We start from the raw sequence: 12732 nt of genomic DNA on the forward strand, positions 1-12732 counted from the left end.
ATGGCAACAGCAGTACAAGATGACGATTTAGTAGAATACGGTTTCAGACGTGTTGTCATTACGATTACAGCAGTACTTTGTGCACTGCTGGAAATTGTAGATACGACGATTGTAAACGTAGCGCTAACTGACATGCGCGGAAGTCTTGGTGCTACCTTGACCGATGTGGCATGGGTAATTACAGCATACGCTATTGCGAATGTTATTGTAATTCCGATGACGAGCTGGCTATCACAGCAATTTGGAAGACGTAACTATTTTGTGGCTTCCATTATAATATTTACAGTCTGTTCTTTTTTGTGTGGTAATGCCACTAATATTTGGGAGCTAGTAGCTTTCCGTTTCGTACAAGGTATGGGTGGAGGAGCTTTACTAGTAACAGCCCAAACGATTATTACAGAAAGTTACCCCGTAGCAAAACGTGGAATGGCACAGGCTATTTACGGTATGGGTGTAATCGTTGGTCCAACTTTAGGTCCGCCTTTAGGAGGATATTTAGTAGACAATTATTCTTGGCCTTACATTTTCTATATCAATATTCCGTTGGGAATTATTGCAACTATTTTGGCTTTAACATTTGTTAGAAGTCCGAAATATGGAGAAAAACTAAAAGCCAATCAGGTTGACTGGTGGGGAATCATTTTGTTAAGTGCTTTTATCGGTTCTTTACAATTCGTTTTAGAGCACGGACAGCAAGACGACTGGTTTAACGATTCAACAATCGTAACTTTAAGTGTTGTGACGGTTTTAGGACTGGTTCTTTTTATATGGAGAGAGCTTACCTACAAACATCCGATCGTAAACTTAAGCGTTTTAAAAGATGGTAACCTTAGAATTGGAACTATAATGTGTTTTATTCTTGGTTTTGGTCTTTATGGTTCAACATTAATCATTCCGATTTATACACAGTCTATTTTAGGATGGACAGCAACTGATGCAGGATTATTATTGATTCCAGGTTCTATCACAACGGCAATTATGATGCCTTTTGTTGGAAACATGATTCAAAAAGGTGTGCCGCAAGGTTATATGGTTGGAGTAGGATTTTTAGTTTTCTTCTTCTTTACTTTTATGATGTATAGTCGAATGACACCAGATACAGGAGTTGAACATATGTATTGGCCTTTAATTTTAAGAGGAATTGGTTTAGGACTACTTTTCGTGCCAATTACAACACTTTCTCTTTCTACTTTGAAAGGAAAACAAATTGGTGAAGGAGCAGCATTTACAGGAATGATGCGTCAGTTAGGCGGATCTTTTGGTATCGCAATTATTACTACTTTCATCACACGTTTCAGCCAGTCACACCGAGTAGATTTAATTAATAACCTAGATCCTGCCAAGTTTGAAGTACAGCAGCGAATTGCAGGAATGCAGCACGCGTTCATGGCAAAAGGATATAGTGCAGATGTTGCTTTGAAAAAAGCGTATCAGGCTATTGAAATGTCAGTAATGAAGCAAAGTACTGTAATGGCATACATGGATATTTTCATGTATCTTGGAATCATGTTTTTATGTTGCATACCGATTATTCTCTTTATTAAGAAAGGGAAGAACAAAATTAGTGCAGCCGACGCAATGCATTAATGATAATAGTAATTTTATAATACGCATAAACGCCGAATTCTTAATTGAATTCGGCGTTGTTTTTTATTTTCATTTTGACCCAAAGAGCGCAAAGAATTTATTTTTAAGAGGCGATAAAACGTAAAGTTAAAAACACAAAGAAAAAGAAACTTAGTACCTTAGCTCCTTTGAATCTTTGTACTTTTACTAATTTCTAACGAGTAAAAACCAAATGATTTCCTTTAGAAAGATTGGCATCAAACTGATATCCTTCGTAATTAAAGCCTTTTAAATCGTCAATCGTTTCTGCATTGGTATCAATTATATAACGAACCATCATCCCCCTCGCCTTTTTCGCAAAGAAACTGATCATTTTTAGTTTTCCATCTTTGTAATCCTTGAAATCTGGAGTAATTACGGGCACTTTCAAAGCTTTTACATCAACAGCCGAAAAATATTCATTGCTCGCTAAATTCACGAATAACTCACCCTTTTTCAATTCTTTATTCAAAGCTTTAGTTACTGTTGGTTTCCAGAATTCATGCAGGTTTTTAGATTCGGCAACTGGCATTTTAGTTCCCATTTCTAAACGGTATGCCTGCATTAGATCTAATGGTTTTAAAAGACCATATAATCCAGATAAAATTCTCAATTTATCTTGCAAAACATCTAATTTTTCTAAAGGAATTGTATAAGCATCTAAACCGGTATAAACGTCACCATCAAATGTATAAACCGCAGGACGCGCATTTTCTGGTGTGAAAGGCGTTTTCCAATCTTGGTTTCTCTTCCAGTTTAAATCGGCTAATTTGTCTGAGATTGACATTAATTCTGATAATTCAGAGGGCTTTTTTTGTTTTACTACTTTATGAACCACTCTTGCTTCTTTTAAAAATGAAGGTTCTGTATATTGTGATGTTGGTAATTCTTTTTCGAAATTCAGTGATTTCGCTGGAGATATAACAATTTTCATGTGTGCATTTTTCTATGATTCAAAAATACAAATTGCATTTCTAAAAACAGATTATTGTAATTGATTTGTTCTATAGCTTTATTTTTTCTGCCACGAATTCACGAATTATTTTTTTGCAATCTATGAGTTTAATCTATATTGATTTGTGAAATTAACCGTTTCTCTTTTTGTTTTGATAAATTTCAGTTGAAAAATTGTGAATTTACTCAAAAAATTAGGCTGTAGATTATAAAAGGCATTTTCTATGTTGTAAATTTGCATGCATTTCATTTCTTAGAAATTTGAAATTGCATTTTTACTCTATAATCAGTGAATTCGTGGCGATACAAACAAATTACAAAACTGCTTTACAAAACAAAATCTTCGATATTATTTCGAAAGCTTCTCAGGAATTAAACGTTGACTCTTATGTGATAGGAGGATTTGTTCGTGATTTGCTTTTAAATCGAGGTTCTAAAAAAGATATTGATGTAGTTGCTGTTGGAAGCGGCATCGAATTAGCGCTTAAAGTTTCAGATTTACTTCCGAATAAACCAAAAGTTCAGGTTTTTAAAACTTACGGAACAGCCATGCTTCGTTTTGAAGATACCGATATTGAGTTTGTTGGCGCCCGAAAAGAATCTTACAATCGTGATAGCCGAAATCCGATTGTGGAAAACGGAACTTTGCAAGACGATCAAAATCGTCGAGATTTTACAATCAATGCTTTTGCTTTATCTTTAAATAAAAATAATTTTGGAGATCTTTTAGACCCTTTTGATGGTTTAACCGATTTAGAAAATAAAACAATCAAAACACCTTTGGATCCAGATATTACTTATTCTGATGATCCTTTGCGAATGCTTCGTGCGATTCGTTTTGCAACACAATTGAATTTCGATATCGAAGAAAATTCTTTGAATGCAATCACAAAAAATGCAGATCGCATTAAAATTATTTCTGGCGAAAGAATCGTTGATGAGTTAAACAAAATTCTCATGACGGATAAACCTTCGAGAGGATTTTTACTTTTATACAAAACAGGACTTTTGGATATTATTTTACCTGAATTGACTGCTTTGAATCAGGTTGAAGAAATTGAAGGCCATACGCATAAAAACAATTTCTATCATACGTTGGAAGTTGTCGACAATATTTGTCCAAACACAGATGATGTTTGGCTTCGTTGGTCGGCTTTATTGCATGACATTGGGAAAGCGCCCACTAAACGTTTCACTAAAAAACAAGGCTGGACTTTTCACGGACATGAGTTTTTAGGTGGAAAAATGGCGAAGAAAATATTCGAACGTCTGCATATGCCATTGAACCACAAAATGAAATTTGTGCAAAAAATGGTTATTATGAGTTCTCGTCCAATCGTTTTGGCACAAGATATTGTAACCGACAGCGCCGTTCGCCGTTTGGTTTTTGATGCTGGCGAAGATGTTGAAAATTTAATGACTTTGTGCGAAGCGGATATCACAACTAAAAATCCATCAAAATTTAAGAAATATCACAAGAACTTTGAGCTTGTCCGTAAGAAGATCGTTGAAGTAGAAGAACGCGATCATGTTCGTAATTTCCAACCGCCAATCTCGGGCGAAGAAATTATGGAAATATTCGATTTAAAGCCTTCACGCGAAATCGGAGTTTTGAAAGAAGCGGTAAAAGAAGCTATTTTAGAAGGCGTTATTCCAAATGAATATCAGGCGGCTTATGATTTTGTGATTAAAAGAGCTGAGAAATTGGGCTTAAAAAAAGTAGAAAAATAAGTAGTATTTAATAAAATGAAAAAAGAGAATAAATCAGTAATCATTTGGTTACTATCAGGCTGTGTTTTATTGTTTTTAATGGTCGTTGTGGGAGGAATTACCCGTTTGACCAATTCAGGTTTATCTATGACCGACTGGCATTTGGTAACCGATACCTTCCCGCCTTTGACAGATGCCAAATGGCAGGCCGCTTTTGACGAGTACAAAAAATTTCCAGAGTATCAGAAAATCAATATTCATAACGATTTCCAATTGGCAGATTATAAATTCATCTATTTCTGGGAATGGTTTCACCGTTTCATCGGCCGTATTATTGGTTTGGTTTTCTTTGTTCCGTTCGTTTACTTTTTAGCCAAAAAGAAATTAGATACAGACACGATTAAAAAATGCATTGTTCTTTTGGCGATGGGAGCTTTCCAAGGATTCTTAGGCTGGTTTATGGTAAGAAGCGGGTTAATTGACAATCCAGATGTTAGCCACTTCAGACTTTCATTACACTTAACTTTCGCATTCATTACTTTCGCATACACACTTTGGGTTGCATTAGATTTAATCTACCCAGAAAGAAATATCAACAAAATTCTACCGCTTAGAAATATTGCAAGATATGCTTTAGTCGCTTTATTAATTCAAATTATTTACGGCGGATTTGTAGCTGGTTTAAATGCAGGACTAATTCATAATCACTGGCCTTTAATGAGCGATGGAGAATTTATTCACGAATCGGTTTTTATTGAACAATCGTCTTTAGTTAAGAATTTAATTGAAGGAAAAAGCGGTGTTCAGTTTGTACACAGAACTTTTGCTTATGTAGTTGTTGCAATTATTCTTTTTCTTTTCTTCAAAAGCAAAAAATATACGCTTACTCATACTCAGGCAAACGGAATCAAGACTTTAGTCGTTTTTGTTTTCATTCAGTTTTTATTGGGAGTTTTCACTTTATTATACAGTGTGCCATTGGCTTTAGGATTAATTCACCAAATTATGGCGTTTTTCCTTTTGAGCGCCATGACTTATACATTGCATAGATTGAGTAAATAAATCGAAATATATTAAAATATAAAAAAGCTGTCTCAAAAGGACAGCTTTTTTTGTAAGCTTCAGAGAAGCGAAATATTTATAGCAAAAGATAAAAGTTTACAGTATAAAGCTCCGAAGGAGCGACATATTTATTTTTTCAGTTTTAATATATGCCGCTCCTCTGGAGCTTATTTTAATTGTTTATTGTAATTCTATAAATATTTCACCCCGCTGGGGTCTTACTCAATTGAAATCTCTTGAATTTCTAATTTTAAAAAAGCTTTTATCCTAGCCAAGTCTTAAAATCTTGTACTTTTTCTCGGCTTACAATAACCTCATCTTCTTTATAAGTTGGAAGAATCACTTTAAGTCGAGAATTAGTATAAACCTGAATTTCTTTAATTGCTTTTAACGGAACAATAAATTTTCTGCTTACGCGAAAGAAATCCTTTTTGTCTAGTTCCTGCTCTAGAATTTCTAAAGTGGAATCGATCAAATAATCGCGATTGTCGTACGTATGAATGTAAGTTCCTTTATTTTCACTAAAAAAACATTCAATTTCTTCTGTAGTAATGACTTTTAGATGCTGACCAATTTTAACTGTAAATCTTTTTTTATAGCTTTTTTCAAAAGGATTTGACAGCATTTGGCGAATCTGTTCAAAATCTAAATGTAGATTTGAAGATTCTGCCGCAGCTTTAGGAAGTCTTGTTTTGAATTTAGAAACAGCCGTTTCCAAATCATCTTCATCAATAGGTTTTAGAAGATAATCAATACTATTTAGCTTAAAAGCCTTTAATGCATATTCATCATACGCGGTAGTAAAAATAATGGCGCTTTTAATATCTATTTTTTCAAAAATCTCAAAAGACAAACCATCAGACAGCTGGATATCCAGAAAAATCAGATCCGGATGCGGATTATTTTCAAACCATTGCACAGATTCTTCAACAGAGTGAAGCATTGTTTCCACAGTTACATCTAACTTTTCAAGTTTTCTTTGCAGCAATCTTGCAGCTGGTTTTTCGTCTTCTATAATTAATGTGATCATTTACTATACTATGAAATTTGAAAAAATTATGAATTCAAAGTTACTCCCATTTATTTTTATTTGCGGTATCTTTTTCCATGTATTTTTGGATTTTTCTCTTCTCCCAATCTGACCCAAAAAACCAATCAGTACCAAATACAGATAATCCGTGAGCTAGTAAACCAATTCCCCAGAAAAATGCAGTCGAATATGTGTGCCATTCCGTCAAACCGCTAAAATCCATTCCTTCATTAAAGTTATCTCGGGTTATACTTGAGACAATAATGATAATATTTACAATAATGTAAACTTTTACGTGCGAGTAAAATCCTTTTAGTTTTTTTACCCTTCTATAAGCTGCATTATAATTCTCATCGTCTGTATGTTCTCCAAAATGTTGTTTTGCGTAATCCTCGTACATATTTCTTCTAAAACGTCCCATAACTATATTTTAATTATTTCCACTTGTTTTTATTCTGTTTTTCCTTCTCCATAAATTCTTTGATTTTTCTTTCTTCCCATTCTTTACCCATTCCTGGAAAAACCTCAAAGACTTTTAATCCGTGAAAAACTACTCCAACTCCCCACCATAGTAAGGGCCAAAAAAACCATAGATATTGAGGTGATGTATAAAGGTTTATAAAAATCAAAATTGCATTTACCAATATGTAAGCAACTAGATTTCCATAAAATCCTTTTAAGTTTTCAACTTTTTTTCTTGCCTGAATATATCTTTCTTCCTCGCTTAAATTCGTTTCCATGATTATTCCCATTTTTGTTTTTTATATTTTTTTTCTAAAATGCTTCTCAATTTTCGTTCTTCCCATTCTTGTCCAAAAATCTTATATGAAGCAAACAGATCGATTGCAGAACCCACTATAACAGCCGACCAAATAATTACAACTACCCAATTGAGATATTTTACCGGAAAAAACTGCAATGGCAGATTGGTATATTCTTTTAAAAGAAAAACAATCAGTGCAAGGATGTAAATGAATAAATGCTTGTAAAAAGATTTCAGCTGAATTACTTTTTTACTTGCTAATTCTTGCAGTATTACTTCTTCTTGATCATTACTCAGATTTGTTTCCATAATTACTTTCTAGTCGCTGTTTATTTTCTTTTTCTAGAATTTCCTGAATCTTTTTCTGTTCCCATTTCTTATTAAAGAAAGGCGGAAGGCTAAAAACTTTCAGTCCGTGCAAAATTATTGCCATTCCCCAGCCCATCACAGACCAAACCCACCAAAGATATTCTGGAGAAGTCATATAATTTACAACAATCACAATTGGATTACATAAAACGTACACAGTCAAATGCTCGTAAAATCCTCTTATCTCTTTTACTTTTTTCTGAGCATCATAATAGCGAACTGTTTCTGTGAAATTATTTTCCATTATTTCCACGTTTTTTGTTTGTTATCTTTCTCTAAAATCTCGCGAATTTTTCTTTCTTCCCAATCTGAGCTGTATCCAAAAACTTTAAAAGCATGCATTGCAACTCCAAATCCCCAGCCTAAAGCTGAAAACCAAAACCATTGAAATTGTGGTGAAAATCTTAGATTAATAAAAATCAGGAACGGAATCACACAACAATATGAAATTATATTTCCGTAAAATCCTTTCAGTTCCTCTACTCGCTTTTTGGCTCTATAATACGCTTTTGCTTCATCGGTATATTCTGCACTCATTTCCATAACCGCAATTTGTTTTGTTAAAATTGGAATTCTAACGGTGAAATTCTTTCCATCTTCCTCAATTTTCACTTTTCTATCTGTTATAATTCCGTATCTGTTTACAATATTTTGCAGTCCTACACCTTGCCTGTCCTGCAAAACTTCTTTTTTCTGAAGATCATTCTGAATCGCCAGATAATCTTTATCAATAAAAATTCTAATATGAAGCGGTTTTTGCTCACTTACTACATTGTGTTTTACCGTATTCTCCAGCAAAAGCTGTAAAGAAAGTGGCACCACTTTGGCTTCTGGATTGATGTTTTCTGTTGGCAATTCGTAAAACAAACTATTTTCAAAGCGCATTTTCAGCAGATTCATATAGGTTTTTGCAAACGACAATTCGTCTTCAACCGAAACCAATTCTTTGTCTTTCTGTTCTAAAACATATCTATAAATTTTAGAAAGAGAAGTTGTAAATCGCTGCGCATTATCTGGATTTTCTTCAATCAAAGAACTTAGAACATTTAAGCTGTTAAAAAGAAAATGCGGATCGATCTGATTTTTTAAACTTTCGAATTTCGCATTTGCCGTTCCCGCAATAATTTTCTGCTGCGTTACCTTATTTTCCTGATAGAGCTTATAAAAATTAAGTCCATGAAAAAACAAAAGCACAATAAAAGTCATTACTGCAGATTCGATATAATTTTCTGCTTTTTCATTGGCAAGAAAACCTATAATTGTTTTATTCTCGATTATTACACTTGTAAACAAACGCAATACTCCAATTACAATCATCGACACTAAAAACGAACTTGCAAAACCAATTAAAATTCTCTTTAACGAATATGGATTCTCTCGGAAGACTCTATCTAAAAACTCAAAAAGAACAACGTTTACGATATACAAAACCACACTGTAAAGCATGCAGTACAAGAAATAAATGTAAAGATTCTTGGTGAAAACTGCTGTTCCTAAAGAGGCGAACCGAATTAGAAAAGAAAATAAAAATACTATTCCTCCAACTAAGCATGCTTTTAACAAATTAGGTTTTAATATCATAATGTTTTATAAACTATAGAATTATTTACAAGTTTTTTGAATTTCTAATGCTCTATCTAATCCCCATTTTGGAGCGTAAGGTGTAGCTGGTTTAAAAGTATTAAAAAGTTCAATAGATTTATCAACTTGTGCGCATAAAGGTTTTGTGTCTACGCCTGTCCATTTTGCTCCTCCTAATTGGTAATCTGCTTCACCAAAAACCGCTCTCGGATTGTTTGGGTCTAGCGCCTTTGCTTTCGCGTAAGCTTCCATCACTTTACCAGAATATTTCATTCCGTTTGTCATTGGATCTGCTACAACATATCCTGTATAAATTAACGCTTGCATTACATACAATTCTGAATTGGCTTGGTCTTTTATTAATTCAATATCTAAAGCATCTTGTGCTTTTGTCAATAATAAATCTATTTTAGTTTTGTCTTTTTCTGTAAATACAGCTGTTGCATTGATTAAAGCGACGTAATAATTTGGCAAATAACTGTTTTTTTCAGCAGCGGCGATTCTTTCAAATAGTGCAGAAGCTTCTGTGTTTTTTCCTTCTTTCCAAAGTCCGAATGCTTTATTCATTCCTTGTTCAAATTGTGTCTGAGCTGAACTTATTACTACGACAAATAATGCGACTAAAGTGATGATTTTTTTCATTTTATAAGTTATTTAATGATTTGTTTATTTGGATTAGTTAATTGTTTATTTAGAAGGTAATATCAATTTTTGAATCTATACTGACAGTAAATTTAGCATCGCTGTACAAAGGAGGTCCCATAATTCCTTTCGCATTGTTTGAAGCCGCATATTCTTCTAACGGCATTCCCATTGCGTTTCGATCAAGTTTTCCATTGCTGTTTTCATCATGATACGTAGAAATTGCATATTCTCCTGCAGGAAGATTATCAAAAGTCACAACTGCTTTATTGTCTTTAATTTCAGAAGAAAGACTTTTGTAAGTTGTTTTAAGAAAAGTTCCGTCTGAATTATATAATCCTACTTTAACAACTCCTGTATCATTTTTTAAACCTGAAACAGCGACAGTTAGTTTTGCATTTTGAGCAGACATTAAGCTGCAGATAAATAAAATGGTTATTGTAATAATTTTGGTCATGATTTCTTTTTTTTAAGGTTCTGAGTTACTAAGGTTCTAAGATTCTAAGTTTTTTGTTGATGATTAAAACTTCTTTTTTTAAGGTTCAAAGGTTTTATTTTCTAAGATTCCAAAACTTTGAATCTTTGTCACTTTGTTTCTTTGTTCCTTTTAATTTATACTTCAAAAGTATATTGGTTTTTACTCTCTTAAAATTAAATGCTGCTGAGTTGTTGATTTTGGTTACTGAATTGTTTTTTTTAAGTTGCTAAGGCTCTAAGTTACTGAGAATCTAAGTCTTTTTGGCAAAAAGCTTAGCAACTTAGAACCTTAGTAGTTTAGCATCTTTACCAAGAACTATAAGTTTTTCAACTGATTCTCATTCTTATTCTGGCTAATCGTCCAGAAGAAACCTACAAAGAAGAATCTATCAGCTGTTGGAACCACGGCTTGTCTTTGATACACTCCGCTTGGGTCTGGATTTTTAGCATAATCGTATCCGAAAACATTTTGCGTTCCTAAAACATTTGAAACAGAGAAATAAAGAATTTTTTGTGTCGTTAATAAATACGCCCAGTTAAAACTCAGACTATTGTACGATTTTGTTTTTCCGTTCATAAATTGCGTCTGATTCGGATCATTGTACGGACGTCCTGTACTGAAACTGTTTGTAAAACCAACTTGCGATTTCCAGTCTGTAATAAAATATTTCGTTACAACAGATAAATTATGATTAGCAATAAAACTTGGAGTTGCCATGTAAGGAAAGTTTTTATATTGTCTTTCTGAATCGATATAAGAGTAGGAAATCCAATATTCTAAGTTTTTGTACAAATTGCTATCTCTCCAGAAAATATCCAGTCCTTTTGCATAACCCGATCCGTTGTTATTGAAAACCGAATTGTATTGAATATCTCTCGTATCGTACTGCACCAAATTGCTGTAATCTTTGTAGTAAGCCTCTGCTCTAAGGGTTTGCCCAGGTCTTGTAAATGTATAATTCAAAATATAATGACTTGCCTTCTCGCTTTCAAACTGATGGTATTTAGAAAACTTAATATAATCTACAACTGGCGTCTGAGTAAAATCTCCGTAAGCAAAAGAAAACTGGCTGCTTTTTGAAGCTTTAAATCCTAATGAGGCTCTTGGCGCTATATTATTTTCATTTAACAAACTGTTATTTGAAAATCTTAAACCTACTTTTAAAGCTAGTTTTTTAGAAAACATAACATCACCTTCTGTATACGCAGCAAAAATGTTCGAATCGTAACCATTTGTAACATTAAGAGAAATATTATCTGCTACATCTTCATTGTATTTTGTAATGAAATAATCGGTTCCGAAAGACAATTTAAAATAGTTTGAAAATTTCTTGCTTAACTTTAATTTCAGCTGTGCTGCATTTTCTTGGTTATCGATTCCTGTGATATCATATTTCAGTTTGTTTTTGCTGTAACCGTAACTAACTCCAGAAGTAATCTGCCATCCCGTTCCAAAACTTCCTTTGTATGAAGAATTCAAATAGAAATTATTATTATTCATATCAGTTCGAATTGGGTTTTCGAAATTGACGTTTTTCTGATTTAAATCGAATTTTTCAGAATCGAATGAAGCATACAATTTAAATATTCCATTTGTGAAATTGTATCTGTAAACTGTTTCGCCTCCTAGAGATTGATAAGGATTGTTCCAATCTACATTTTGTGGAATAACAGCCTGATATGGTGCCAAATTGATGTAAGCCATATTTACGCTCAAAGAGCTTTTTTTAAATTTCTGAGTATTTCCTAAACTTAAACCAACTGTCATTAATCCTATATCTGTTTTTTCATGATCTTCTTCATCTTGAGTATTTAAAAGCAAAACACTCGATAAAGCTTCACCATATTCCGCAGAATAACCACCTGTAGAAAATGCGATTCCGCTAAACAAGAAAGGAGAAAAACGGCTTCTTGTTGGCAAATTATTGGTTGTTGCTCCATAAGGCTGTGCTACACGAATTCCATCCACAAAAGTCTGAGTTTCGCTTGCCTCACCTCCACGTACAAACAAACGTCCATCTTCCCCTACTGATTGCGTTCCTGGCAAAGTTTGTAAGGCTGCCACGATATTTCCAGCAGATCCAGCTGTAGTGACAATATCTAAAGGTTTTAAAACCGAAACTCTTGCCTTGTCTCCAGATTCTAAAGTCCCTGCTGTAATAACAACGGCATCTAGAGCATTAACATTTTCTCTTAATTTTATCGTTTGGTCTTTATAATTGGCAACATCAATTTCTTGTTTGAAAGTTTCAAAAAGCAAAAAGCTAACTACTAAAAATTTGTTTCCTGTTTCTGTCGTTTCAAAAGAGAAATCTCCGGTTTCAGAACTTGTTGCTCCATCATAAGTTCCGTCAATGTATATGTTTGCACCTGCAACTGGTTTTCCTTTTTGGTCTACAACTTTTCCTGAAATCGTATTTTGAGCAAAAATCAATGCTGTAAAAAATAAAAAACTAAGGGTAAAAAATAATTTGGTTTTCATGTCATCTTTGGTTTTTGATGAAGCAAATGTATTTTAACATTAAACGTTAAAAAATAT

Annotated in this window: 13 protein-coding genes; 3 read left to right on the plus strand and 10 right to left on the minus strand. The window is 33.4% G+C overall.

Annotation, left to right across the window (positions count from 1 at the left end):
- Complete coding sequence (locus M0M44_RS22960) at nt 1–1587, plus strand: MDR family MFS transporter (protein ID WP_248727827.1); 1587 nt, start codon at nt 1–3, stop codon at nt 1585–1587.
- Between the two features lie 193 nt (nt 1588–1780).
- Here the strand turns inward: M0M44_RS22960 and yaaA are convergent, their stop codons facing one another.
- A complete protein-coding gene (gene yaaA / locus M0M44_RS22965; RefSeq protein ID WP_248727828.1) occupies nt 1781–2539 on the minus strand; it encodes a peroxide stress protein YaaA in 759 nt (252 codons plus the stop codon).
- A 317-nt stretch (nt 2540–2856) separates the two neighbouring features.
- Here yaaA and M0M44_RS22970 point away from each other — a divergent pair, with 317 nt between their 5' ends.
- On the plus strand, nt 2857–4290 hold the full coding sequence (locus M0M44_RS22970; protein ID WP_248727829.1) for a CCA tRNA nucleotidyltransferase: 1434 nt from the start codon (nt 2857–2859) through the stop codon (nt 4288–4290).
- A gap of 15 nt (nt 4291–4305) precedes the next feature.
- On the plus strand, nt 4306–5331 hold the full coding sequence (locus tag M0M44_RS22975) for a COX15/CtaA family protein (RefSeq protein WP_095930986.1): 1026 nt from the start codon (nt 4306–4308) through the stop codon (nt 5329–5331).
- A 262-nt stretch (nt 5332–5593) separates the two neighbouring features.
- Here the strand turns inward: M0M44_RS22975 and M0M44_RS22980 are convergent, their stop codons facing one another.
- The 9 genes from M0M44_RS22980 to M0M44_RS23020 form a co-directional block, all read right to left on the minus strand.
- Nucleotides 5594–6361, minus strand: a complete 768-nt coding sequence (locus M0M44_RS22980) for a LytR/AlgR family response regulator transcription factor (RefSeq protein WP_248727830.1) — start codon at nt 6359–6361, stop codon at nt 5594–5596.
- 40 nt (nt 6362–6401) lie between these two features.
- Nucleotides 6402–6782: a 2TM domain-containing protein gene (locus tag M0M44_RS22985; protein WP_248727831.1), complete on the minus strand. Its 381-nt coding sequence runs from the start codon at nt 6780–6782 to the stop codon at nt 6402–6404.
- A 13-nt stretch (nt 6783–6795) separates the two neighbouring features.
- Nucleotides 6796–7101: a 2TM domain-containing protein gene (locus M0M44_RS22990; protein WP_248727832.1), complete on the minus strand. Its 306-nt coding sequence runs from the start codon at nt 7099–7101 to the stop codon at nt 6796–6798.
- A gap of 2 nt (nt 7102–7103) precedes the next feature.
- Nucleotides 7104–7433, minus strand: a complete 330-nt coding sequence (locus tag M0M44_RS22995; protein WP_248727833.1) for a 2TM domain-containing protein — start codon at nt 7431–7433, stop codon at nt 7104–7106.
- Nucleotides 7414–7737, minus strand: coding sequence for a 2TM domain-containing protein (locus M0M44_RS23000; RefSeq protein ID WP_248727834.1), 324 nt, complete (start codon nt 7735–7737; stop codon nt 7414–7416). The genes M0M44_RS22995 and M0M44_RS23000 overlap by 20 nt, the downstream gene beginning before the upstream one ends.
- Nucleotides 7737–9074 (minus strand): 2TM domain-containing protein, encoded by a 1338-nt coding sequence (locus M0M44_RS23005; RefSeq protein ID WP_248727835.1) that lies wholly within the window; start codon nt 9072–9074, stop codon nt 7737–7739. Before M0M44_RS23005 ends, M0M44_RS23000 begins: the two co-directional genes overlap by 1 nt.
- A gap of 21 nt (nt 9075–9095) precedes the next feature.
- A complete protein-coding gene (locus M0M44_RS23010) occupies nt 9096–9716 on the minus strand; it encodes a hypothetical protein (RefSeq protein WP_248727836.1) in 621 nt (206 codons plus the stop codon).
- Nucleotides 9717–9765: 49 nt separating this feature from the next.
- Entirely contained in the window at nt 9766–10173 is a 408-nt protein-coding gene (locus M0M44_RS23015; RefSeq protein ID WP_248727837.1) for a DUF2141 domain-containing protein, read from the minus strand.
- Between the two features lie 336 nt (nt 10174–10509).
- Complete coding sequence (locus tag M0M44_RS23020; protein WP_248727838.1) at nt 10510–12675, minus strand: TonB-dependent receptor; 2166 nt, start codon at nt 12673–12675, stop codon at nt 10510–10512.
- Between the last annotated feature and the right edge of the window lie 57 nt (nt 12676–12732).

This window comes from Flavobacterium humidisoli (assembly GCF_023272795.1).
GTDB classification, from domain to species: domain Bacteria; phylum Bacteroidota; class Bacteroidia; order Flavobacteriales; family Flavobacteriaceae; genus Flavobacterium; species Flavobacterium humidisoli.